At 74.5% G+C, this 24076-nt stretch carries 20 protein-coding genes; 12 read left to right on the top strand and 8 right to left on the bottom strand.

The window, feature by feature from the left end; genetic code table 11:
* Nucleotides 1–4: 4 nt before the first annotated feature.
* Genes BTM25_RS07845 through BTM25_RS07855 form a run of 3 tightly spaced genes read right to left on the bottom strand, consistent with a single transcriptional unit; the run spans nucleotide 5 to nucleotide 4433 of the window.
* A complete protein-coding gene (locus tag BTM25_RS07845) occupies nucleotides 5–2026 on the bottom strand; it encodes a hypothetical protein (protein WP_146059004.1) in 2022 nt (673 codons plus the stop codon).
* Nucleotides 2023–3003, bottom strand: a complete 981-nt coding sequence (locus BTM25_RS07850) for an AAA family ATPase (RefSeq protein ID WP_103562824.1) — start codon at nucleotides 3001–3003, stop codon at nucleotides 2023–2025. The genes BTM25_RS07845 and BTM25_RS07850 overlap by 4 nt, the downstream gene beginning before the upstream one ends.
* Before the next feature lie 35 nt (nucleotides 3004–3038).
* On the bottom strand, nucleotides 3039–4433 hold the full coding sequence (locus BTM25_RS07855) for a hypothetical protein (protein WP_103562029.1): 1395 nt from the start codon (nucleotides 4431–4433) through the stop codon (nucleotides 3039–3041).
* Between the two features lie 226 nt (nucleotides 4434–4659).
* Between BTM25_RS07855 and BTM25_RS07860 the strand changes: the two genes are divergently transcribed.
* Nucleotides 4660–6090, top strand: coding sequence for a DUF4407 domain-containing protein (locus tag BTM25_RS07860; RefSeq protein ID WP_103562030.1), 1431 nt, complete (start codon nucleotides 4660–4662; stop codon nucleotides 6088–6090).
* A 10-nt stretch (nucleotides 6091–6100) separates the two neighbouring features.
* Complete coding sequence (locus tag BTM25_RS07865) at nucleotides 6101–8050, top strand: serine/threonine-protein kinase (RefSeq protein WP_103562031.1); 1950 nt, start codon at nucleotides 6101–6103, stop codon at nucleotides 8048–8050.
* 53 nt (nucleotides 8051–8103) lie between these two features.
* On the opposite strand, the gene BTM25_RS07870 is transcribed toward BTM25_RS07865, so the two are convergent.
* A complete protein-coding gene (locus BTM25_RS07870) occupies nucleotides 8104–8901 on the bottom strand; it encodes an SAM-dependent methyltransferase (protein WP_103562032.1) in 798 nt (265 codons plus the stop codon).
* 116 nt (nucleotides 8902–9017) lie between these two features.
* Here BTM25_RS07870 and BTM25_RS07875 point away from each other — a divergent pair, with 116 nt between their 5' ends.
* A complete protein-coding gene (locus BTM25_RS07875; RefSeq protein WP_103562033.1) occupies nucleotides 9018–10037 on the top strand; it encodes a zinc-binding alcohol dehydrogenase family protein in 1020 nt (339 codons plus the stop codon).
* Nucleotides 10038–10060: 23 nt separating this feature from the next.
* Here the strand turns inward: BTM25_RS07875 and BTM25_RS07880 are convergent, their stop codons facing one another.
* Together BTM25_RS07880 and sigJ are read right to left on the bottom strand one after the other, a co-directional pair.
* Complete coding sequence (locus BTM25_RS07880; protein WP_103562034.1) at nucleotides 10061–11596, bottom strand: alpha/beta fold hydrolase; 1536 nt, start codon at nucleotides 11594–11596, stop codon at nucleotides 10061–10063.
* Between the two features lie 217 nt (nucleotides 11597–11813).
* Nucleotides 11814–12710 carry an RNA polymerase sigma factor SigJ gene (gene sigJ, locus BTM25_RS07885; protein WP_103562035.1) on the bottom strand — a complete coding sequence of 299 codons (897 nt, stop codon included), beginning with the start codon at nucleotides 12708–12710 and terminating at the stop codon, nucleotides 11814–11816.
* Nucleotides 12711–12870: 160 nt separating this feature from the next.
* Here sigJ and BTM25_RS07890 point away from each other — a divergent pair, with 160 nt between their 5' ends.
* Entirely contained in the window at nucleotides 12871–13479 is a 609-nt protein-coding gene (locus BTM25_RS07890; RefSeq protein ID WP_103562036.1) for a hemerythrin domain-containing protein, read from the top strand.
* Nucleotides 13480–13497: 18 nt separating this feature from the next.
* Nucleotides 13498–14943 (top strand): MFS transporter, encoded by a 1446-nt coding sequence (locus BTM25_RS07895; RefSeq protein WP_103562037.1) that lies wholly within the window; start codon nucleotides 13498–13500, stop codon nucleotides 14941–14943.
* A gap of 7 nt (nucleotides 14944–14950) precedes the next feature.
* Here the strand turns inward: BTM25_RS07895 and BTM25_RS07900 are convergent, their stop codons facing one another.
* Both BTM25_RS07900 and BTM25_RS07905 read right to left on the bottom strand, forming a co-directional pair.
* Nucleotides 14951–15994, bottom strand: a complete 1044-nt coding sequence (locus BTM25_RS07900) for a polyprenyl synthetase family protein (RefSeq protein ID WP_103562038.1) — start codon at nucleotides 15992–15994, stop codon at nucleotides 14951–14953.
* A gap of 261 nt (nucleotides 15995–16255) precedes the next feature.
* Nucleotides 16256–17320: a terpene synthase family protein gene (locus BTM25_RS07905; RefSeq protein ID WP_205647992.1), complete on the bottom strand. Its 1065-nt coding sequence runs from the start codon at nucleotides 17318–17320 to the stop codon at nucleotides 16256–16258.
* Between the two features lie 403 nt (nucleotides 17321–17723).
* On the opposite strand from BTM25_RS07905, the gene BTM25_RS07910 reads away from it, so the two are divergent.
* From BTM25_RS07910 to BTM25_RS07940, 7 genes are read left to right on the top strand one after another with little or no spacing between them, the layout of a single operon-like run.
* Nucleotides 17724–18734 (top strand): ABC transporter substrate-binding protein, encoded by a 1011-nt coding sequence (locus tag BTM25_RS07910; RefSeq protein WP_103562039.1) that lies wholly within the window; start codon nucleotides 17724–17726, stop codon nucleotides 18732–18734.
* A complete protein-coding gene (locus tag BTM25_RS07915; protein WP_103562040.1) occupies nucleotides 18731–19726 on the top strand; it encodes an ABC transporter substrate-binding protein in 996 nt (331 codons plus the stop codon). Before BTM25_RS07910 ends, BTM25_RS07915 begins: the two co-directional genes overlap by 4 nt.
* Nucleotides 19723–20547 carry an ABC transporter permease gene (locus BTM25_RS07920; protein WP_103562041.1) on the top strand — a complete coding sequence of 275 codons (825 nt, stop codon included), beginning with the start codon at nucleotides 19723–19725 and terminating at the stop codon, nucleotides 20545–20547. The genes BTM25_RS07915 and BTM25_RS07920 overlap by 4 nt, the downstream gene beginning before the upstream one ends.
* On the top strand, nucleotides 20544–21272 hold the full coding sequence (locus tag BTM25_RS07925) for an ABC transporter ATP-binding protein (RefSeq protein ID WP_103562042.1): 729 nt from the start codon (nucleotides 20544–20546) through the stop codon (nucleotides 21270–21272). The genes BTM25_RS07920 and BTM25_RS07925 overlap by 4 nt, the downstream gene beginning before the upstream one ends.
* The gene (locus tag BTM25_RS07930) at nucleotides 21269–22084 is read left to right on the top strand and encodes an LLM class flavin-dependent oxidoreductase (RefSeq protein ID WP_103562043.1); all 816 of its coding nucleotides are present in this window, start codon (nucleotides 21269–21271) and stop codon (nucleotides 22082–22084) included. The genes BTM25_RS07925 and BTM25_RS07930 overlap by 4 nt, the downstream gene beginning before the upstream one ends.
* Nucleotides 22074–23168, top strand: coding sequence for an LLM class flavin-dependent oxidoreductase (locus tag BTM25_RS07935; RefSeq protein ID WP_103562044.1), 1095 nt, complete (start codon nucleotides 22074–22076; stop codon nucleotides 23166–23168). Before BTM25_RS07930 ends, BTM25_RS07935 begins: the two co-directional genes overlap by 11 nt.
* Nucleotides 23165–24067, top strand: a complete 903-nt coding sequence (locus tag BTM25_RS07940; RefSeq protein WP_103562045.1) for an ABC transporter substrate-binding protein — start codon at nucleotides 23165–23167, stop codon at nucleotides 24065–24067. Before BTM25_RS07935 ends, BTM25_RS07940 begins: the two co-directional genes overlap by 4 nt.
* Nucleotides 24068–24076: the final 9 nt, after the last annotated feature.

The following is a 24076-nucleotide window of genomic DNA, read 5'->3' on the forward strand; positions in this document are numbered from 1 at the left end:
CGGGCTACGGGCTCGTGACGCGCAGCAGCGCGAGCAGGATGAGCATCAGCACGATCAGGAAGAAGAGGGCGAGCACGGCTTCGGTGAAGCCGAAGCGCGGCGGGGGCGGCGGCGGGTCGGGCGGGCCGTTCTGCGGGGCGCCGCCCTCGTCCGGCCGGGACCCGCCGCCGGGCAGGATCCGCCGCGCCCGCGACACGATCCCGCCGCGCGGCCGGGGTGGCGGCGGTTCCTGCGGACCCGCGCCGACCTCCATGATCAGCCGCGGCGGCGGCGTCGGCTGCTGCTGCGGCGCCGGGACGGGCTCGGGCGGCGGCGCGATCCGGGCGAGGATGCGCGAGCCGGTGTCCTTGCCGAGACCGGCGTTCGCGAGCAGCGGCGTGAGGTAGCCGTCGACCAGCACGTCCCGCGCGTCCGGTCCCTCGTACAGCGCGAGCACCGCGCCGAGCAGCGCCGGGGTGACCAGGTCGGGACGTCCGCCGAGCGCCTCCTCGGCCTCGCTCCGCCCGAGCGGCCCCTTCCCGTACGCGGCGCGCAGCAGTTCGGCGAGCCGCGTGCGCTGGTCCTGCGGCGACGCGTCGAGGAACCGCGCGAACACCGGAGCGAGGAACGCCCCGCGCCGCAGCGCCCCGGCCAGCTCCGCGCCCTGCCCGGACGACCCGCGCCGCACCAGCGCCCCGTGGACGGTGTCGGCCGTCGGCCAGTCCTCGGTGCGCAGCGCGACCTCGACCAGCACGGCGTCGCCGAGCCCGTTGAGGACGTTGCGCAGCACCCCGCCGCCGATCCGCCGCCCGAGGTAGAGCTGCGCCTCCGCCTCGGCCTGCGCGCGAAGTTCGTACAGCGCGTCCAGCAGCGGCTGGTGCAGCCCGCCCGCCGCCGTCTCGATGTTCTTCACCTGGCCGATGCGGATGTGCCGCCCGCACGCCAGCGGCACCAGCAGCCGGTAGAGCGGACGCAGCCGCTTGGCCGGGATCGCCGGGCGCGGCGCCAGCATCCGCCGACTGCTGATGATCTCCCAGTGGTGCGGGTCGGTGTCGCCGGGGACGCCGCTGGTGGCCTGCGCGAGCCGGGCCGTGGCGTCCTCCAGGTCGCCGGTGCCGTCCAGGGCGTCCGCGCACTCCAGCAGCAGCGCCGTCGAGGACGCGCCCGGCGGCGGCACCGCCGCCGGAAGCTGGAGCCGCCCCTTGCCCCGGCGGAGGACGGCCAGCAGCTCCCGCAGGTCCGGCGGCCGGAATCCGCGCTCGCCGGTCTCGGCCGCCATCAGCTCCAGCAGCTCGGCCTGGTGGTACTCGGAGATCAGCTCCCAGTAGGCGCGGGCCAGCTCCGCCTGCCGGGGGATCGTCCCGGGACGTCCCCATTCGACCGTGTGCGCGTTGTCGCGCGGGTGCCGGGTGAACGACAGCCGGATCTGATGCTGGGCCGTGCTGCTCGTCCACGTGGACGCCGAGAACTTCGTCCGGATGCCGTAGGGCAGCATCGCCGCGACCGTGTCGAGGAAGCGCAGCCGCTCGTCCAGCGGCAGCCCGCCCGCCCCGACGACCTGCACCGGTGCGCCCGTCAGCAGCAGCGCGGCCGTCTGGACGACCGTCGCGTCGATCCGGCCGACGAACGGCGACACGTCCAGCGGCGGCAGGCCGATGACCGGCGCCGCCCGGCCCGGCACCGGCAGCGCCAGCGGCGCGCACGCCCGGTACAGCGCCTCGTACGACACCGCCCGCGCCGCCAGCCGCGCGTACGGGACGGCGTACAGCCGCGTCACGACGACGTCCCGGCCCCCGGCGTCCTGCGTCGTGGACTCCTCCTCGATCGCCAGCGTGAGGTGCGCGTTCTCCCCCGACGCCGCCCGCGCCACCGTCACCTGCGGCAGTTCCTCGGGCGTCCCGGGGGAGTAGCGCTGGTTCATCTCGGCGAAGTCCTCGCGCTGGAACAGGCCGTCGCTGCACTCCAGGACCTCATAGCCCCAGCCGTGCGGCTCCTTGCCGACCAGCGCCCACTGCACGGCGGCCGACGCCGCGTCGTCGCGCGTCACCGGGCGCTCCGTCCGCGCCGGTCCGCCGCGAGGCTCCGGCCGAGCCACAGCAGCGGCTCGACCACGTTGATCGGATGGACCGTCCCCCGGATCCGCACCGCCCGCGACGCCTCGGCCTCCGGCAGCAGGTTCTGGTAGTCGTCCCGGTCGTAGGAGCCGATCATCGGATCGACGTAGAACCCGATCGCGGACGTGACGAAGTACCGCACCCGCTCCGGGCGGAAGTACTGGGCGAGCGTGTTGTGGACCATCTCCGCGTTCCCCGTCGCCGACACCTCGCACAGGGTCCGGAACAACTCCTGCGCGTCCTCGGGCTCCACCTTCGGGAATCCCAGCGGATCCGCCGGGTCGGAGGTGACGAGCCGCAGCTTCTCCGCCGTCTCCAGCACGCGGATCTCGTCGAACTTCGTCACGCACACCGCCAGGTAGTGCGGCAGCCGCCCGCCCGCGAACTCCGGCGAGTTCAGCATCCGGTGCGCGAGCTGGGACAGGACGCCGTGCAGGTAGTCGAACGCGTCGCCGTCCTCGAACTCCCGGACGGGGTCGAACAGGAACACGATCCCCCGGCTGTTCACCAGGTTGTCGATCAGTTCGCCGTGCGCGCCCGCGTAGCCCGAGTGCTCCTGGTTGAACAGCTCCCCGGACGGGTCGAGCAGGTCCAGGCCGATCCGCACGTCGTCGGGCGCGCGTCGCCGCAGCAGCGACCGCCGGCGCTCCTGCGCCGCCCCGATCAGGTACCACCGGTACCGCTCGGTGCCGCGCGTCGCGGCGGGGAACCGGCGCTGCGTCGCCAGCGACGCCGTCAGCTTGATCAGCGCGTCCGTGGACGGGCCGTTCGCGCCGACGACCTTCCAGCCGTCCTGCCGCCGGTTCATCGCGATGGTGAGCGCGGCGAGGAACGTCGTCTTCCCGCTGCCCGGCGGGCCCCACATCGCGATGTTGTGCTCGGCCGGCGGCGCGCCCCGATCGGGTTCCATGCCCAGGGTCTCCTTCAGTCGTCCGGTCGGCTGCATCACGGGCTTCCGGCCAGCGGGAACGGCAGGCGCTGCGCGGCGGCGGGCGCCAGGCCGAGGGACGCGCCGAGCCGTTGGACGTCCACCGCCGCGAGATCGGCCGGGGCTCCGTCCGACAGCCGCAGCCACACGTCCGAGGCGTGCCCCGGACGGTCGTGGATCGCGCCGAGCGCCGTCCCCGGCCGGTCCGCCAGCACGTCCACCGCCGCCGCCCAGTCGTGGCGGACGGGACACGGCAGGATTTCCGACGGGTGCACGCGCGGCGGGAACGCGGGACGTCCGCCTATTGCGAGCAGCGCCGTCCGCGCGCCCGGTTCCGGCGGGCCGAGCCGCGCGGCGACCTCGGCGAGCACGCACTCCAGCGCCGCCGCGCGCGGGTAGCCGGTCCGGGTCGTGCCCGTCAGGCGCTCCAGCTCGTCCAGCGCTTCGTCCGCCGTGCCCGCCCACAGGCGGATCTCGACCGGCGCGTCCGCCGCGCGGCGCTCGAACGCGTGCGGCCCGTACGCCAGCAGCGACACGCGCAGCCGGTCGCGCAGCTCGCCCGCCGCGTGCGCGACCGTCTGCCCGGCCCGCGCCAGCCGCTCGGCGACCCGCTCCGGCGGGCCCGAGACCTCGACGGCGCAGACCAGGTGCGCGGCGGTCACCGGCGGCGGCAGCTTGGCCGGGATCGCTTTGATCAGGTCGGCCCACGTCCGGTCGTCGGCGACGGGCTCGGCGGGCAGGCCGTGGAACCGCACCCGTCCCGGGCCGCCCAGTTCGGCGGTGACCGTGTAGCGGCCCGGTGGGACGCGCATCGTCCGCCGCGTGACGAGCGCGTACCGACGCTCCTGCGCGGACGACACCACCGCGAACACCGTCCCGCGCTCGTCGGCCGCCTCGCACTCCACCGCGACCGGCGCCCGCTCCCCGCGCCGCGCGCCCATCGGGAACAGCAGCCGGCACGCCAGCTCCAGCCGTCCGTCGTCCTGGCGCTGGAGCGTGACGAGGTCGTACCAGCGGTTCAGCGGCGCGTCGGCGACCACCTCGGCGAGCAGCTCGCCGAGCCTCAGATCGCAGGTCAGAGCGGTCGCGTCCGGGTGCGCGCGGCGCAGCGCGTCGAGCGCGGCCGTGTTGTGCGGGCCGTCGGGGAAGGTGTTGACGAGCAGCAGCCGCGCCGGGCCGTCGGTCTGGACGGCGCGTTCCAGCGCCCGCGCCGGCGGGACCGGGCCGTTCAGCAGCTCGTCCCACGGCAGCACCGGACGGGACCGGCCGCGCGGCGTGCCCGCCGCGTCCCGGCGCAGGTCCCACAGGACGAGCCCCTCGGCGGCGAGGTCCGCGACGAGCAGCGCGTTCCGCTCGGTCAGGTCCGCCACGGCCCCGGCGGCGGCCTTGCGGACCTCGTCGGGTTCACTCAACGACGGCCGACCTCCCCGGCTGTGGATCATTCCGATGCGACGCCAAACCCGGCCGGCTCCTTCCCGCGATTATCGTCCGCGGCGTCCGGGGCAAGCGCAGTGAATGACCGGACATGGCCATCTTCCCGACCGGTCCGCAACCGATCGGGTGGCTCCCACGCCCCCGCCGACTAGGCTGGAGATCCATGCGCCGCCCTGGCCCCGAACCGGCTTCTAGGGGGAATGAATGAAGGGCTTGCTGATCAGCCTTTCCGGGGCTCGGCCGGAGATCCTCGACAAGTGCCCCACCGAACGCGGGAAATTCGAGGGCATCGGCGGCGCGGTCCTCATCACCAGCGGGCTCGCGGCGCTCTCGATGTGGTTCGCGCTGTCCACGGCCGTCGGCGTGAACCCCGTCCTCGCCGTCGTTCCGGCCGTCCTGTGGGGCCTCGCGATCCTCACGCTCGACCGGTGGCTCGTCACGTCGATGCCCGCCGACGGCGCCCGCCGGTGGCGGTTCGCGCTCCCGCGCGTCGCGATGGCGCTCCTGCTCGGATTCGTGGTCTCGACGCCGCTCGTCCTGCAGATCTTCCACTCCGAGATCGACGCGCAGATCACCGAGATCAAACAGCACCGCGCCGACGACTTTCTGCGGCGGCAGCAGAACGGCGTCCTCGGAAAACAGATCGCGAGTTTGCGCACCCAGGTCGCGGCACAGCAGAAAGTGATCGACTCGGGCGGCGACATCGCTCTGGACCCGGCCACCGATCCGCGCGTGAAGTCGCTGACCGCGGAACGCGACAAGGCGCAGCAGGACGCGACCGCGCGGTACAAGGAATGGCAGTGCCAGCTCTACGGCGGCCCGAATTGCCCGCGCAAGGGCGATGGGCCGCTCGCACAGGCCAGCAAACGCGCCTATGACAGCGCGCAGGCGACCGTCAACGACCTCAACGACCAGATCGACCAGCGCAAACGCCAGTTGTCGGCCAGTGACGACTCGTCCAAGCGGTTCCGCGTCGAGCAGGCCCGCGAGGCCCTGCCGCAACTGAAGCAGCAACTCGGCACCGCGCAGCGGCGGCAGGCCGACCTCCAGCGCGCCTTCGACGCCGAGAACAAGGCCGACGGCGGGCTGCTCATCCGGCTCCAGGCGCTCAACGAGGCGTCCGGCGAGGACTTCACGCTCAATTCCGCGCGGTTCCTGCTGTTCCTGCTGTTCCTGCTCATCGAGTGCCTGCCGGTGACCGTCAAGCTGATGCAGAAGCCCGGCAACTACGAACGGATCCTCGCCATCGCCGCGCGCCGCGAGTACCGCGACGCCCGCGACAGCCTCAATCCGGTGCCGGGGCCGCGCGAGGAGTCCGCCGGGACGGTCCGCGACATCTGGCTGCGCGGCCGCACGGAACCGCCCGCCGAACCCGCGTCCGAACCGCCGGCCGAGCGACGTCCGACGAGCGTCCAGGAGATCTGGGGCCGCACCGGGCCGGCCGCGCCCGAGCCCGGCGAGCCCGGCCCGGTGAACGGCGCGACGCGCTACGACCGTCCGGCCGAGACCGACGACCACCTGTCCCCGGACGACACGGCGCTGCGCGAGATGGACGACCCCGACGACGTTCTCGCGGGGGACGGGCCCGAAACGTCCGGGCGCGTCCAGCTCTACCCCGAGAACGACGACTACTGAGCGCCGGCCCGTGGCGGAGCGCGAACGCGTCCTCGGCGGCCGGTACCGGCTGCTGCGCCCGCTCGGCACCGGCGGCATGGGCAGCGTCTGGTCCGCCGAGGACCTGGTGCTCGGCCGGACGGTCGCCCTCAAAGAACTCGCCCACCACCTGAACGGCGGCCGGGACCTGGAGGCGCGCCGCGCCCGCGCCCTGCGCGAGGCCCGCGCCCTCGCCCAGGCGGTGGACCCGGCGATCGTCCAGATCTACGACGTCCTGGTCGAACGCGGGGACCCGTGGCTCGTCATGCAGTACATCCCCGGCCCGTCCCTGGCCGACCTGGTCGCGTCCGGCCCACCCGACGAACGCACCGTGGCGCGCATCGGCCTCCGCGTCCTCCGCGCCCTCCGCGCAGCCCACGCCGCGAACGTCCTGCACCGCGACGTGAAGCCCGCCAACATCCTCCTGGACGACACGGGCCGCGCCTACCTGGTCGACTTCGGCATAGCCCGCATCACCGGCGCAACAGCCCTGACGGCCGACAACACCGTCCTCGGCACCCTGGAGTTCATGGCCCCCGAACGCATCCGGGGCGACGCGATAGGCCCGCCCTCAGACCTATGGTCACTGGGCGTAACCCTCTACTTCGCCCTAGAAGGCCGCTCCCCGTTCCGAGCCTCGAACGACACGGCCGCCGCGACCATCTGGGCGATCATGAACTCCCCGGCCCCCCGCCCCGCCACCCCCGGCCCCCTCGCCGAAGCCGTGACCCGCCTCCTGGAAAAAGACCCGACCCACCGCATGCGCGCAGAACACCTCGAACGCGCCCTAAGAGAAACCCTGACCCCCCACCGTCCCCCCACCCCGAACAGAGCCGACGAACCCCGCGCGGATGACCACGCCGCGCCGGCCCCTCCCGAGACCCCGCGCCCCAAGGCACGCCGCGACCGTGGCCCCGCCCTCGACCCCCGCGCCGAACCCCGCGCGGACGACCGCGCCACGCCGGACTCTTTCAAGGCCGGGCGGCCAGAACAGCGCGGCGACCGCCGCCCCGCGCCCCGCGAGCGCGGCGAGCGCCGCGACCGCGACGCGGGCGACCCGGACGGGGCGGGGCGCCCGGGGTTGCGTGATGTCCGTCGGCCTGCGCCGGGTGGTGAGTCGCGTGCGGACGACTTCACTGCGCCTGATCCGTACGCGGGTGAGCGTTCGGAGGGGCGTGGTGAGCGGGGACGCTCGCGTGGCGAGGCGCGTGGGGACGGTCGTGGCGCGTCCGGTCCGTTTGCGGACGGGCGTTCGGAGCGGCGTGGGGCGGGGCGGCGCGGGCGGAGTGGGGGGCGCGGGGGCGGGCCGAGCGGGCGTGTTCCTTCGGGGGAGGCGCGTGGGGGTGAGCCTGTGCCGGCGGCGCGGGTCGCGCCCGGGTTGGCCAGGCAGGTGCGGGAGTTGTCCGCCGAGCGGGCGGCGGAACTGCTCGCCGGGTACGCGCCCGCGGACGTGCGGGACGTTCTCGCCGAGTTGGGCCGGGCGGCGGGCCCGATCCTGCTGGTGATGCCGCGCGAGGCTGCGGCGCAGGTCGTCGCGTCGGCGCGCGCCCGGTCCGCCGCCGCGTTCCTCGACGTGATGGCGGTGGCGCCGCACCGGGCGGCGCCGGTCGTCCAGATCCTGTCCACGACGATGGCGGCGCGGGCCTTCGGCTACATGAGCACCCCGGGGGCCATCGCCCTCATCGCCGCTCTCCCGGCCCGCGACGCGGCCCGCGTCCTCGCGGCGACCGACCTGCGTGCCGCAGCGGGCGTCCTGGCCGCGCTCCCGCCCGAGACGGCCGCCCCGCTGGTGGACGCGCTTCCGGTCCGCCGGGCCTGCGACGTTCTCGGCTACGTCCCGCCCGCGACGGTCGCCGCGCTCCTGCGCGCCGCCTCGCATCCGGACCTCTTGCTCAGCGAGCTCAGCGGCCCCGTGCGCACTCAGGTCCTCCGCCATCTTTGACAGAGGTCTTTCCGTCCGCGCGCCGTCCGCGCGCCGTCCGGTGGCGGTGAGGGTCAGGGTTTGCGGGCTACGCCGCACCAGTACCAGGTGGGGAGGTCGTTGCGGGTGCGGGAATCGGGGCGCCAGTCGGTCAGGCGGACGACTCCCGGGTCCACCAGGTCGAAGCCTTCGAAGAAGCGGGTGATGGCGTCGCGGTCGCGGAGGGTCATGCCGGTGTTGGCGCGGCGGTAGACGCGGGCGCCGGCGGTCGCGGCGGCGCCGTGGTCGGCGGCGGTGATGTGGGAGATCGCCAGGTGGCTGCCGGACGGGAGGGCGTCGCGGAACCCGGCCACGGCGGCCCAGGGGTCTTCCTCGTCGTCCAGGCAGTGCAGGACCGAGATGAGCAGCAGGGCCACCGGTTCGTCCAGGTCCAGGACGGCGCGCAGGTCCGGGTCGGCCAGGAGCGCGGACGGGTCGCGCAGGTCGCCCGGGACGACGACCGTTCCGGGGGTCGTGCCGAGGAGGGCGCGGCCGTGGGTGAGGACGATCGGGTCGTTGTCGGCGTAGACGACGCGCGCGTCCTCGGTCTCCCGGCGCGCCACCTCGTGGACGTTGCCCTGCGTGGGCAGGCCCGCGCCCACGTCGAGGAACTGGCGGACGCCCGCGTCCCTTGCCAGGTACCGGACGACCCGGCCCAGGAACGCGCGGTTCTCCCGGGCCAGCGCGGGTGCCTGCGGGGCGCTTTTCAACACCTCGGCGGCGGCCGCGCGGTCGGCCTCGTAGTTGTCCTTGCCGCCCAGGTAATAGTCGTACATGCGGGCCACGTTGGGTGTGGTGACGTCGATGCCGCCGGGAACCGGTCGTTCGTCCACGGTCTTCCCCTCCGCCGGGTTTTCATGATCATAGGGCGGCCGCGACGCTGGGCGGGGGCGTTTTGGGAGACCGCCTCCGCCGGGTAGGACCCCTGGGACGTGGAAAGGGGCGTGCGATGGCCGCGACGATGCGGGCGTGGGAGGTGGCGGCGCCCGCGCCGATCGAGGACGGGCCGTTGCGCCTGGTGGAACGGCCGGTTCCCGAGCCCGGTGCCGGGGAGTTGCTCGTCCATGTCCGGACATGTGGAGTGTGCCGCACGGACCTGCACGTCGCCGAGGGCGATCTGCCCGTCCATCGGACGCACGTCGTGCCGGGGCACGAAGTCGTCGGGGAGGTCGCGGCGCTCGGCGCGGGGGCGGAAGGCTTCGCGGTCGGCGATCGGGTCGGCGTCGCCTGGCTGCGGCACACCGACGGGACGTGCAAGTTCTGCCGACGCGGCGCGGAGAACCTGTGCCCGGACTCGCGCTACACCGGCTGGGACGCCGACGGTGGGTATGCCGAGTACACGACCGTCCCGGCCGCGTTCGCCTACCGGCTGCCGCCGGGGGTCGGGGACGTGGCGTTCGCGCCGCTGCTGTGCGCCGGGATCATCGGCCATCACGCGTTGCGCCGTGCGGCGGTGCCGCCGGGCGGACGGCTCGGGATCTACGGGTTCGGCGGCAGCGCCCATCTGTGCGCGCAGGTCGCGCTCGCGCAGGGGACGACCGTCCACGTCCTGACGCGCGGGGAGGAGGCGCGGCGGCTGGCGCTCGATCTCGGCGCCGCGTCCGCCGCCGGGCCCGCCGACGCGCCGCCCGAGCCGCTGGACGGCGCGATCCTGTTCGCGCCCGCCGGGGACCTCGTGCCGGTCGCGTTGCGCGCTTTGGACCGGGGCGGTGTGCTCGCGGTCGCGGGCATCCACCTCAGCGACACGCCGCCGCTCGTGTACGAGCGCGAGCTGTTCTACGAGCGGGAGTTGCGCAGCGTCACGTCCAACACCCGCGCGGACGGCCGCGAGTTCCTCGACCTGGCGGCGAGGCACGGCGTCCGCGCGACGACCACCGAGTATCCGCTGTCGCGTGCGCCGGACGCCCTCAACGATCTCAAGGCGGGCCGTTTTCCCGGCGCGGCCGTCCTCGTCAACGACTTCTCCTGACGCCGCCCGTCCGGTGGCGGGCGTCACGGGCGCGTGCACGTGATGTCCGTCCGGGGGAGGGAGCCGCCGAGGAGGTGGGCGTTGACGGCGTCGTCGACGCACGGCGTGCCGTCGAAGAGGTAGACGCCGTGGCGGAACGCGTGCGCCAGCGTGATCATCCGGGAGCCGGGCATCGCGCGGCGCAGAGCGAGCTGGCCGGGACGCGGCGCCACCGGGTCCCCCTCGGCGCCGACGATCAGGGCGGGACGGCCGGTGGTGACCCGGGTGGGCGGTTCGGCCGGACGGGACGGCCAGAACGCGCACGGCGTGATGTCCCGGGCCAGCGGCCCGTAGAGCGGCTCGGCGGCGCGGTGCCGCCGGATGTCCCGGTAGTAGGCGGCCGGGTCGGGCGGCGCCGCGCGGTCGGCGCACTGGTTCGCGGTCAGCGCGGCGAAGCCGAACGCGGGCATGACCTCGTCGCTCTCGTAGAGCGACAGTTTCGCCTCCAGGTCGGGCGTCGGGGCCGCCGGGGCGCCGCGCGCCGCGTCGGCCAGGACGCGGACCTGCGCGCTGAACTCCGCGTACGCCGCATCGGTGTCCGCCACGGTGAGCAGCAGGCCCGGGACCGTCGCCGCGTCCACCCGGTGGCGTCCGACCTGGAGCGGACGCCGCGCGGCGGCCCGGTCGATGCGGTCGATCACCGAGAGGACCCGCGCGGGCGTCGTGCCGAGCGCGTACCGGTCGTCGCGGCGTGCCGCCCAGGCCGCCCAGTCGCGCAGCGCGGCGGCGTCGGCCGGGGCGGTCTCCCGGGTGACGGACGGCCCGTAGGCGCCGGGGTCGAGCGCGCTGTCGAGGACGAGACGACCGACGCGCCCGGGGAACATCTGCGCGTACACCGCGCCGAGGTAGCTGCCGTACGACCAGCCGAGATAGGAGATCGTCCGCTCGCCGAGCGCGGCGCGGACGGCGTCCATGTCGCGGGCGATCTCGCGGGTGGACGCGTGCGGCAGGACGTCCCGGTGCCCCGCGCAGCGGCTGGCCAGGTCGCGCGCGGTCGCCGTGCTGCGCGCGAACGCGGCGCGGTCCGGGCTCGCGAGCTGCGCGTGGCGCAGGTAGAGGCCGGTGGGCCAGCCGCAGGTCAGCGGCGTGCTCGCGCCGAAGAAGCGCGGGTCGATCCCGACCAGGTCGTAGCGGGCCGCGACGGCGGGGGCCCCGTGCTCGGCGGCCGGCGGAAGGCCCGCGGCCATCAGGACGACGCCGTCGCGCGACGGGCCGGGGCCGCCCGTGTTGACCACCAGCGTTCCGAGGCGGCGCGCGGTGTCGGTGGCGGGACGGCGCGCCACGGCCACGGTGATCCTCGGCCCGTCCGGCCGGGCGTGGTCGAGCGGGACGGAGAGTTCCCCGCACCGCGCGCCCACCGCCGCGAGCTGCGCGCCCGTCTCGTCGTCGGGACCGGCGCGGCAGTCGTGCCAGGCGATCGGCCGGGGCGCCGCGGCCACCGGAGCGGCCCCGGCGAGCACGGCGACGACCACCGACGCGCCGACACGACCGGGACGGAACGCGCGGACGAACCAGACCATGACCGACCAACTCCCACGACGACGGACGCGGCGCCCCCGACGAGCGCCGCCCTGACATCACGGAACGCTAATCGGCGCTCACGCCCCGCCACATCGACCGAGAGGCACAGAGTCCGTCATCCGAACGACGTCATTTCCGCCGCCGGATCGTCCGCCTTGAGTCGGTCCCCGGGTACGACGAAAGGTTGACCGCTCAGACGCGTCGGCGGAAACCCGATCAGTCCTGGTCGTCCAGATGGGAGAGCTTGTCCGGGTTGGTGACGGCGTAGATCCCGGCGACCCGGTCGCCCGACGTGTTGAGGTCGATGACCATCACGGCGAACGGCGCGTCGTGGTCGAACAGCACGGCCGACGGGTCGCCGTTGACCGTCCGGTACCGGATCTCCAGGTCGGCGGGCACCCGCCGCGCCGCGCCCCCGGCGATCATCCGCGCCACGCGGTCCCGTCCGGTCACCGGGCGCAGCGCGGCGCCCTTGGCCTTGCCGCCGCCGTCGGTCCACATCGTGACGTCCGGCGCAAGGAGGTCGAGCAGGGCCGCGAGGTCGCCGCCGAGCGCCGCCGCGAGGAACCGCTCGGTCACCGCGCGCTGGAGCCGCCGGTCCGGCGCGAACCGGGGCCGCCGGGCCTGGACGTGCGCACGGGCGCGCCGCGCGAGCTGCCGGACGGCCGGTGGCGTCCGGTCCAGGATCGCCGCGATCTCCGCGTGCGGGTACCCGAACACCTCGTGCAGGACGAACACCGCGCGTTCCAGCGGCGACAGCGTCTCCAGCACGACCAGCAGCGCCATCGACACCGCCTCGACGCGGACGGCCGGGTCGTCGGCGGCGGACGGCTCGGTCACCACCGGTTCGGGCAGCCACGGCCCCACGTACGTCTCCCGGCGGCGGCTCACCGCCGACTGCCGCGCCAGCGCCGTGTTCACCGCGATCCGCACGAGGTACGCGCGCGGGTTCTCGATCGGTTCGCCGCCCGCGCACCGCGCCGTCCATGCCATCCATGTGTCCTGCAAGACGTCCTCGGTGTCCGCGACGCTGCCCAGCAGGTTGTAGACCACCGAGAACAACAGTTCACGGTGGTCGGCGAACACCTCGGTGCCGTCCGTACGGTCGAGCATCCGGTCCTCCTGCGGTACATCGGCTCACCCTTTAAGAGACGTTCCGCGCCCGGAGTGTGACATCGCGCCCGCGAATGTGACGTGCGCCGCAGGATGTCACGTTCCCGATGCCGCGACCCCTCATGGATGGCGCACGTCTTCGACAGATGAGGGGTTCGCCATGAGCGACCAGAAGATCGACACCTCGATGATGTACGCCGTCCACGACGCGTTCCAGCGCGACATGGACCGGTTCGCGGGCCTGGCCGAGCGCGGAGCGGCGCTGGACGGCCCGGACGTCGCCGCCTGCTGGACGCGTTTCACCCGCTTCCTCCACATCCACCACACCGCCGAGGACACACATCTGTGGCCCGTCCTCCAGGAACGTGTCGCAGGCGGACCCGGCGAAGCCGTCCTGGAGCGCATGGAACGCGAACACCGCGACCTGACCGCGCTGCTCGACGCCTTCCAGCACGACCCCGAACGCCACGCCGGACGGCTCCGCGCCGCGATGACCGAGCACTGCGAGCACGAGGAGGAACTGGCGCTGCCGCTCGTCCAGAACCTCCTGACCCCGGACGAGTGGAACGCCTTCGGCGACGAACAGCGCCGACGGCTCGGCATCGGCGGCGCCGCGTCCTTCTTCCCCTGGCTGCTGGACGGCGCCGACGAGACCGCCCGCCGCAGCGTCCTCGGCCATCTGCCGCCGCCCGTCCGGATCGTCTACCGCGCGGTGTGGCGCCCCCGGTACCTGCGCGGTCCCCGCCTGCCCGCCCTCGCCGGCGTCTGACCCGAAAGGCCCGAGACCATGCCGTCCTTCCTCGCCACCGGACGCGGCAAGCTCACGCTCGCCCTGCTCTGCGTGATCGCGTTCCTCGACTTCGCCGACGCCTCGATCGTCAACGTCGCGCTGCCCGCCATGCGCGCCGACCTCGGCTTCTCCGTCCAGAGCCTGCAGTGGGTGCCGAGCGGCTACCTGCTCACCTACGGCGGGTTCATGCTGCTCGGCGGACGGGCCGCGGACCTGCTCGGCCGCCGCCGCGTCCTCGTCGCCGGGACGCTCCTGTTCGCCGCGTCGTCGCTGGCCGGCGGCCTCGCCCCGGGCGCCGGGACGCTCGTCGGGGCGCGTCTGGTCCAAGGCGCGGGCGCGGCGCTCATGCTCCCGGCCGCGCTCTCGATCCTCACCACCGCGTTCCGTGAGGGCGCCGACCGGAACACCGCGCTCGGCGTGTGGGGCGGCGTCGCGGGGCTCGCGTCCGCCGCCGGGGTGCTGCTCGGCGGGCTGCTCACCGACGGCCCCGGCTGGCGCTGGGTCATGCTCGTCAACCCGCCGGTCGCCGTGCTCGCCCTGCTCGGCGTGTTCGCGCTGATCGAGCGGGACCGGCCCGCCGCCCGGACGACCGGCTTCGACCTCCCCGGCGCCGTCCTCGTCACGGGCGCGCTGCTGCTCCTGGTGTTCACGCTGGTCAAGGCCCCGGACGTCGGCTGGGACGCGGCCCGCACCGTCGGCGGCCTCGCGGGCGCCGCCGTCCTGCTGACGGCGTTCGTCGCCAACGAACTGCGCGCCCGCGACCCGCTCCTGCCGCTGTCGATCTTCCGGATCCGGGGTCTCGCGGCGGCCGACACGACCCAGCTCATCGCGGTCGCGGGCTTCATCTCGATGTTCTTCTTCCTCAGCCTCTACATGGAGAACGTGCTCGGCTTCTCGCCGCTGCGGACCGGCGCGGCGTACCTGCCGCTGTGCGCGGGCGTCGCCGTGACGGCGGGCGTCTCGTCCCGGCTCATCGCCCGCGTCGGCACCCGTCCGCTGATCGTCGGCGGGCTGCTCGTCACGGCGGCGGGCCTGTTCTGGCTGGCGCGGATCCCGGTGGACGGCTCGTACGCCGCCGACGTCCTGCCCGGCACGCTCGTCGCCTCGCTCGGGCTCGGCCCGGTGTTCGTGGCGGTCACGGCGGCGGCGAACGCGGGCGTCCCGGCCGCCCGGGCCGGGCTCGCCGCCGCGCTGCTCAACGCGTCGCAGCAGGTCGGGGCCGCGCTCGGCCTCGCGATCTTCTCGGCGCTGGCGACGGCCCGCACCGGCGACCTGCTCGCGGCCGGACGCCCGGCGGCGGACGCGCTGACCGGCGGATTCCAGCGGGCGCTGCTGGCGTGCGCGTGCTTCGTGCTCGCGGCGTCCGTCGTGGCGCTCCGGACGCGCGACACCCGCAGCGAGCACCCCGAACCGGCCGCGCGGGTCCCCGAGCCCGTCCGCTGACGCGGTTTCACGCCGTGCGGCGCAACGCGGCGGTCGTCAGTTCTTCGAGCGCGAGCCGGGCCTGCTCCGGCACCGGCGCGGCGGCCAGGATCTCCAGCGCCGCCGCGTCGCGCTCGCGGATCATCGCCTCGACCGCCGCGGGCGCGCCGGTCGCCGTGATCACCGCGCGGAGCCGTGCGGCGCCGTCCTCGTCCAGCGCCCGATCGCCGTGCAGCGTCTCGATGACGCGGCGCTGCGCGGGGTCGGCGCGCTCCAGCGCGTGCGCGATGAGGACGGTCGGCTTCCCTGCGCGCAGATCGTCCAGCCGGGACCTGCCGGTGACGGACGGGTCCCCGAACGTGCCGAGGACGTCGTCGCGCAACTGGAACGCCTCGCCGGCCGCCAGTCCGAACGCCGAGTAGGCCGCCAGCAGCTCCGGTGGCGCCCCCGCGAGCGCGCCGCCGAGCTGCAACGGGCGCTCGACGGTGTACTTGGCCGTCTTGTACCGCGCGACGGTCAGCGACCGCTGCGGTGAAGACGGCCCGCGCGCCTGCTCCAGCAGGTCCAGGTACCGCCCGTAGAACACTTCCGAGCGCATGTCGTCGTAGTACGGGCGGGCCGCCGCGAGCCGCGCCGGTTCCAGGCCGCAGCCGGTCAGCAGCTCGTCCGCCCAGGCCATGCACAGGTCGCCGAGCAGCAGCGCCGTCCCGAGCCCGAACCGCTCGGAGTCGCCGCGCCAGCGCCGCGCGGCGTGCTGGCCTGCGAGCGCGCGGTGCAGGGACGGCCGGCCGCGCCGCAGGTCGCCGCCGTCCATGACGTCGTCGTGGATCAGGCGGAACGCGTGGAAGACCTCCAGCGCCGCCGCCGCGCGGACGACCTCGGGACGGTCGTCGCCGCCCGCGCCGCGCCAGCCCCAGTAACAGAGCAGCGGCCGGACGCGATCGCCGCCGTCCAGCACGAAGTCGCGGACGGTGCGGAAGGCCGTCCGCACCGCGCCGTCGCGGACGGTGTCCAGCCGGGCGTCGAGGAATGCGGCGAGCACCGCGTCGACGCGGCTGCGGAGCCGGTCCATGGGGGAGGACCTCCGTTCCAGGGTTCGGGACGGCGCAGGTGGCTGGGCGGTTCGGCGTCCATCGCGTTGAAGATGACGTTCTGCGCGCCCTCCACGCCGGGTGGACGGCCGCGAGCCCGGGGCGGGCGGTAGCGCGACGGCACCGGCCTCACCCGTTCACTGCGCCTCGTGGCCGGGACGGAGCGTCCGGACGTGCCGGCTGCGGTTCAGGGCGTCGTCGCCTGCCCATCGTGGGTCTTCCTTCAAGGGCGGTTCGGTGCGTCACAGGTCCCACCACCAGGCGATGGTGGGAAGGGGGACCGGCTCGTCGCCGGAGTCGGCGGGACGCTCGGCCCAGACGATCGGGCCGCCGACAGGTTCGCCCGGCCCCGTCGCGTCCGCGTCGAGGTGGCGCGGTGTGCGCTGCCCCCATTCGGCGTTGCCGCGAATGCCGTAGGCGAGGCCGTCCAGGTAGGCGCGGCCCGCGTCGCCGAGGCCGGGCCGGGTCCGCTCGCGCAGCCGCAGGAAGCGCTGGAACACGCGGTCGCGCAGGCGCACGGCGGTGCGCACGGCGGTCCGGACGTCGCCGCCGTTCTGGTCCAGCAGCACGGTGTAGATGTTCTGGCCGCCGTCCAGTTCACGGACGAAGGAATGGCGGTCGTTGTCCAGTGCGGCGGTCAGGATCGCCATTTCGGTGAGCGCGCGGACGGCGGGCGCGTCCATCTCGGCGGCGGGCACCTCGGCGCCGTGCGCGATCTCCAGCATCGCGTAGGCGGGTGCGCCGCCGGCGGAATGGAGGCGCATCGTGATGTAATCTTCGAGATCCGGCATGTGGCGGCGCGCCTGATACGACACCTGCCACATCACGCCGGTCAGCCAGGCGCGGTGCGCGGCGACGAACCGCTGGAACTGGACGGGCGTTGCGAGCCGCCGGAATCGCTCGCCGATATCCTGTAGCGCGACCGCGTAGGCGTCCCCGCGAGCGGCCGGCGCCGGGCATTCCAGCGCGCGTTGGACGCGGGCGGCCATCGGCACGAACTCGGCCGGGCGGATGCTGTAGTGCCCGGTGTCGCAGCGGCCGTCGTCGAAGGCGAAACCCCAGTACACCCATAGCGCGGTGGCGAGGAGCCGGTCGTCGTCGGCGCCCGGCGCGAACCGCGCGAAGAAGTCGGTCCCGCGGCTGCCGATGATTCTCGCGCGTTCCCGCGCGTCGGCCCACAGGCCCGATTCGTCGATCCACGCGATGGCGCGCCGTTCGACGCGTGTCGCCGCCGGGTTGATCGCCGGTTCCAAGGGGCAGTAGATCGGCGGCAATTCGAGATCGGCCGCCGTCAGGGTCCTTTCCACGATCGACCTCCTCCCTGGGGTGCGGGCGGCGAGGGAGCGCGACCACCCGCGGACCGTCACGGTAACACCAGGTTCGGCGACCTATTTCGGCCCGGGAGATCTTTGTTGACGGAACGGCTCGAAAGAATCCGGAGAAAAGCCGTTAAACCGCACCGGCGATCGTTTACGGAAAGGTCGCGGGCGGGGCGGCGGAAAAGCCCGCGCCGAAGGGCGTCGCGGCGCGCCGCCTTGCCGGGGGGTGCCATACCCCTGGCGGCGGCGCGGGTTTCGTCTCGACGTCGCGCCGGTCCCGCTGCCACATGGCAGCACGGGCGATGCCGCTGACCTGCGGACGGTCGGGACGCCTTCCCGCATGATGAGAACCATGTTGAGTTGGTCGGGATTGTTGGCAATACTCCCCGGCATGTCCGCACCCCGTCCCGAGACCGTCTGGTACACCCGCTGTCCCGTCCCCACCGCCACCGGCATCGCCGCAGATCAGAACTGGCTCGCCGATGCGTTCGCGCCCGACGGCGTCGCCGTCCGCTCGCTCCAGGAGGAGGACGCGGGCGACCGCCGCGCCGAGCACTTCCGGCACCGGCTCGCCACGCTGATCCGCGAGGGCGGCAACGTGCCCGCGCTGTGGGCACGGTCCAACGGCGCGCCGACCCGGCTCGTCGGGCTGACGTGGATCGAGGAGCGGCAGGTCGTCGTGGCGCGTCCCGGCGCGGGCGTCCACGGCCCCGGCGACCTCAAGGGGCTGCGGCTCGCGATCCCGCGCCGGAGCATCGAGATCGACTTCTGGCGGGCGATGGCGCTGCGCGGCTTCGACGGCGCGCTGCGCCGGGCCGGGCTGACCCTCGCCGACGCCGACCTCGTGGACCTGGACGGCGACGTCCTGCCCGGCCAGTGGGAGGCCGAACTCGCCGCCCTGCGCGACGGCCGCGTGGACGCCGTCTACACCAAGGGCGCGGTCGCCGTGGAGACCGCCGCCCGCTACGGCGCCGAGGTCGCCATCGACCTCGACGCCCTGCCCGACCGGAGCGCCCGCGTCAACAACGGCACGCCCCGGCCGATCACGGTCGACCAGCGGCTGCTGGACGACCACCCCGACCTCGTCGTCCGGTTCCTCGCCGTGCTGCTCGGCGCGGCGGACTGGGCGCGAGACCGGCCCGCCGAGGTCGCCCGCATCCTCGGCGCCGAGACCGGCTCGGGCCCCGCCGGGGTCGCCGCCGCCTACCGGAACGCGTCCGACCTGCACGCCGACCTGTCCGACGAGCGGCTGACCCTGCTCGCCGGCCAGGAGGAGTTCCTGCGCCGGCACGGCTTCCACGACGCCCCGGTGGACGTGTCCGCCTGGGCCGACCCCGCGCCGCTGGCCGCCGCCCGGCGCCTCGTCCCCGACCTCCCCTTCCTCTCCCTGGAGAAGCCATGACCCGCATCCCCGCCCGTCCGACGGGCCTGATCGCCGGAGTCCTCGCCGTCCTGCTGGCCGCCGCGGGCTGCGGCGGCGCGGACGCGGCGTCCGGCGACGTGACGTTCCGCGTCCCCGATCCCGGCAACTCGGGCGTGCTGGCGCTCGGCAAGAAGGACGGCAGCCTCGCGGCGGCGCTCAAGGCCGTCCACGCCAAGATCGCCTGGACGGGCAGCAGCGGCCCGTTCGCCCCCGCCGCGCAGGAGATGAACGCCGGGGAGCTGGACGCGGCGCAGGGCTCGATCACCTCGGCCGTCGCCGCGCTCGGGCAGAAGCCCGGGTTCAAGCTGTTCGCGGCGATCGCGCCCGACCAGGTCGGCGAGGGGATCCTGGTGGCGAAGGACTCGCCGATCCGGACCGTCCGGGACCTCATCGGAAAGAAGGTGGCCGTCAACAAGGGCGGCACCGCCGAGTACCTGCTGCTCAAGGCGCTGGAGAAGGAGAAGATCCCGGCGGACCGGGTGACGCGGGTCTACCTCAACCCCGCGCAGACCGCGCCGGTGTTCAACTCCGGCAAGGTGGACGCGTGGGCCGTCTGGTCCGCCTACTCCATCCCCGAGATCGCGACGGCGGGTGCCCGGTTCCTCGTCACCGGCGGGCAGATCGGGTCGCAGAACTACTCGGTGTGGGCCGTCCGGACGGGCTTCGCCAAGGACCACCCGGACGTCGTCAAGGCGTTCTACCAGTACCTCCACGACGCCGGGACGAAGCAGATCCAGAACCCGTCCGCGTACGTCAACGTCTTCACCAAGGCCGGGCCGCAGGCCGTGAGCGGCACCGCGCTGGCGCTCACCCTCGACAACGCCCGCAAGGGCGCCACCGCGCAGCCGATCGGCGCGACCGACCTCGCCAACTTCGCGACCGTCGCGAAGTTCTTCGCCGACCAGAAGGTCACGCCCGCGCCGGTGGACGTGGCGCCGCACGTGCTCGACCCGGCCGGGACCGGGTCATGACCGACGCGTCCTTCCCCGGGCTGGTCGTCCCGCGCCCGAAGCTGCCGCGTCCGCGCCGCCGCGAGGTGACGCTCGCGCTGCGGACCGCCGGGCCGCTCGCCCTGCTCGGCGGCTGGTGGCTCGCGTCGGCGACCGGCGTGCTCAGCGCGGACGTCCTCGCGTCCCCGGTGACCGTCCTGGACGCCGCCCGCGAGCTGTGGTCCGACGGCCAGCTCACCGACGCGTTGCGCGTCTCGCTGACCCGCGCCGTGCTCGGCCTGGCGTTCGGGCTCGCGGCCGGGCTGCTGCTCGGCGTCGTCACCGGATTCTGGCGGCTCGGTGAGGAACTTCTGGACTCGCCGCTGCAACTGCTGCGCGCCCTGCCGTTCCTGTCGCTCGTCCCGCTGTTCATGGTGTGGTTCGGGATCGGGGAGTCCGCGCGGATCATCCTCATCGCGGTCGCCACGACGTTCCCCATGTACGTGTCGACGGCGGGCGGCGTCCGCAACGTGGACCGGCGGCTGCTGGAGGCGATGCGCTCGTTCGGGCTCGGCGGCTGGCAGCTCGTGCGGCAGGTCGTCCTGCCGGGGGCGCTGCCGTCGCTGCTCGCCGGGTTCCGGCTGTCGATGACGCTCAGCGTGATCGCGCTCATCGCCGCCGAGGAGATCAACTCGACGTCCGGGATCGGCTACCTGATGACGCAGGCCCAGAGCTTCTCGCGGACGGACATCCTGTCGGTCTGCGTGCTCATCTACGGCGTCCTCGGCATCTGCGCCGACCTGGTCGCCCGCGCGGCCGAACGCGTCCTCATGCCCTGGCGCGTCAAGGAGGCCGCCCGATGAACATCGCGGTGCACATCGAAGGGCTGCGGCGGACGTTCGGGGCCCGGTCGGTCCTGGACGGTCTCGCGCTCGACATCCGGCGCGGCGAGTTCGTCGCCCTGCTCGGTGCGAGCGGCACGGGAAAAACGACGCTGCTCAGAATCCTGGGCGCGCTGGACCGGCCGGACGCGGGGACCGTGCTCGTCCCCGAGGCCCGGACGATCGTGTTCCAGGAGCCGCGGCTCGTCCCGTCCAAGCGCGTGCTCGGCAACGTCGTCGTCGGGCTGCCGCGCGGCGACGCGAGCCGTGAGCGCGGCCTGCGGGCGCTCGCCGAGGTGGGCCTGGCCGACCATGCCCGCGCGTGGCCGCACACGCTGTCGGGCGGCGAGGCGCAGCGGGTGGCGCTCGCGCGGGCGCTCGTCCGCGAACCCGAGCTGCTCCTGCTGGACGAGCCGTTCGCCGCGCTCGACGCGCTGACCCGGCTGAAGATGCAGGACCTCGTCGGAGACCTCGTCCGGCGGCACCGCCCGGCCGTGCTGCTGGTCACGCACGACGTGGACGAGGCCGTCCGGCTCGCCGACCGTGTCGCCGTCCTCAAGGACGGGGACCTGGTCACCGACGAGACCGTCACCAGCGAACGGCCCCGCGACGCCACCGACCCGGCGTTCACCGCGCTGCGCCGCCGCCTGCTCGCCGACCTCGGGGTCCGCGAGCCCGCACCCGTCGAGGAAGGAGCCGTCCGATGACCCGCGTCCACGTGGTGGCGCCGACGCGCGCCCCGGCGCCCGCCGTGCTGCCCGACTTCGTCACCGATGTCCGGCCGCCCGCGCCCGGCCCCGAGCACCGCGCGACCGGACGGGCCGCCGAGCTGGGCGGACTGTCCGGCGTGCTCGTCCCGTTCGACCCGGGCGGGCACGACGCGCTCGTCCTCGCGGCGGCGGTGCTGCGCGACACGCGGCGGATCGGCGTGACCGTCGAGTTCTCCGCCGCCGCCGCGACGCCCGTCTACGCGGCGAAGCTGTCGGCGTCGCTGCAGCGCTACCACGCGGGACGCCTCGCGTGGTGGCTCGCGGTCGACCAGGACCCGGCCGTCGCCCGCGCGCACGGCGACGTCCTGACCGGCCCGGCCCGCTACGAGCGCGCCGACGAGTTCCTGACCATCGCGCGCGGCGTCTGGTCCGGGCGCGGCTACAGCCGGGAGGGCGCGCACTTCGCCGTCCTGGACGGCGGCCTGCCGGACTCGCGCGTGGCCCGCCCGTTCCCGCGCGTCTGGCTGTCGGGGACGTCGCCCGAGGCGCTGGACCTGTCCGCCCGGCACGCCGACGTCCACGTCCTGGCGCCCGGCGACGACCCGGCGCTCGTCCCCGACGGCGTCGCGGCGGCCGTCCGGCTGCCCTTCGCCGGGGACGCCGGCGCGTTCACCGACCAGCTCCGCGCCTACGAGGCGCACGGCGTGACCGAGTTCGTCGTCGACCCCGCCGACCCGGTGGCCGACGCCTACCGGCTCGCCGAACACGTCCTGCCGAGGCTCGCGAAGGAGACCGGGCATGCCGGTTGACATCTACTGGCGCATCGCGATGGAAGGCGACGCGCCCGCGCTGCGGCTCGGCGACATCACGCGCGGCGGGTTCGGCCCGTACCGTCCGGGCGCGCTCGCCCCCGGCGCGAACGACGGGTACGGCCCGCTCGACTACATGGCCGAGGTCGCCCGCGCCACCGAGCGCGCCGGGTTCGTCGGCGGGCTGATGCCGTCGTTCCCCGAGACCGACGACCCGTGGGCCGCCGCCGCGTCGCTGACGGGGGAGACGTCCGCCTACCGGTTCATGATCGCGTTCCAGCCGGGGTTCCTGCACCCGGTGCAGGCGGCGCGCATGTCGGCGTCGCTCCAGGCGGCGACGGGCGGACGCGTCGTCTACAACATCATCTCCGGGGGCGGCGGGCCGCAGCAGCTCTGGTGGGGCGACCGCGTGGACCACGACGACCGGTACGCCCGCACGTCGGAGTTCCTGGACGTCCTGAAAGGCGTCTGGAACGGTCCGTACGACCACGACGGCCGCTTCTACACCGTCGCGGGCGGTGCGCTGCCGCCGGATCTGCGCGGCCAGCCATTCCCGGAGATCTACTTCTCCGGGTCGTCGCCCGCCGCGATCGCCGCCGCCGGCCGCCACGCCGACTACTACCTGTCCTGGCTGGAGCCCTTCGACGCCCTCGCCGAGAAGTTCGCGCAGGTCCGCGCGCACAGCGACACCCCGCCGAAGTTCGCCGTCCGCGTGGACGTCCTCGCCCGCGAGACCGAGGATGAGGCGTGGGAGGAGATCCGGCGCGGCTGGGCGCGCGCGTCCGACCGCGCGTCCGGCGGGACGGAGTCGGTCGGCTGGAAGCGCGGCCGTTCGTTCACCGAGGGCGCGGGCTCGTCCTACCGCGACCTGGAGGTCCAGCCGAACGTGTGGGGCGGGTTCGACCGGCTGCGCCCCGGCCCGCTGTTCGGTCTCGTCGGCGACTACCACCAGGTCGCCGAGCGGCTGGACGAGCTGATCCGGCTCGGCGTGGACGCGTTCATCCTCGCGGGCGTCCCCCATCTCGAAGAGGCGCGGCGCGTCGGCCGCCACGTCCTGCCCCTGCTGAAAGGAAAGCTGTCATGAGCCTGCGCGTCGGGTACTTCCCGCAGAACAACTCGCTATGGGTGCTGCGGCACCGGGGCGTGCTGGAGCGCGCCGTCCCGGACGTGGAGTGGGTCGACCTGCGCGACCTGCCCGCCGGTGACCGTCCCGCGCCGACCGAGGGGCTGCCGTCGGTGCACGGCGACCACCTGTTCGACGGCGGCTACGACTTCATCGGCACGGGCTCCACCCCGCCCGTGACGGCGCAGGCCAAGGGCCACGACGTCGTGTACGTCGCGGTGTCGGGGCCGCGCGTGGAGAACGGGCGGATCGTCGTCCCGGCGTCCTCGCCCGTCCAGGGGCCCGCCGACCTCAAGGGCCGCCGCGTCGCGCTCGGACACGGCTCCTGGCAGACGACCCTCCTGCTGCTCGCCCTGGAGAAGGCCGGGCTGACCTGGCACGACATCGAGCCCGTCGACGCCTACGGCAACGCCGCCGAGCTGTTCCTGAACGGCGACGTCGACGCCTGGGTCGGCTCCTACCCCGACCTGACCGACGTCGAGGACCGCACCGAGGTCCGCACGGTGATCGCGACCGAGGGCCTGTTCAGCCACCGCTCGCTCTGGTTCACCAGCCGCGAGTTCGCCACCACCCGCCGGGACGAGCTGGCCGCGATCGTCGCCGCCCTCCAGGAATCCGACGCGTGGATCCGCGACAATCCGCGCGACGCCGCGACCTACTTCGCCCGCGACGACGGCGAACTGCACGCCTGGGAGCACGCCCTCCGCACCCGCCCCTGGGGCCTGCACCCGGTCGACGCGGACTTCGTCGCCGAGCAGCAGCACGCCGCCGACCTCTTCCACGCCAACGGCCTGATCCAGCGGAAGATCACCGTCGCCGACGCCGTCCTCCCCGAGGTCAACGCCCTGATCGCCCCCTGACGGATGCTC

Source organism: Actinomadura rubteroloni, assembly GCF_002911665.1.
GTDB lineage: Bacteria > Actinomycetota > Actinomycetes > Streptosporangiales > Streptosporangiaceae > Spirillospora > Spirillospora rubteroloni.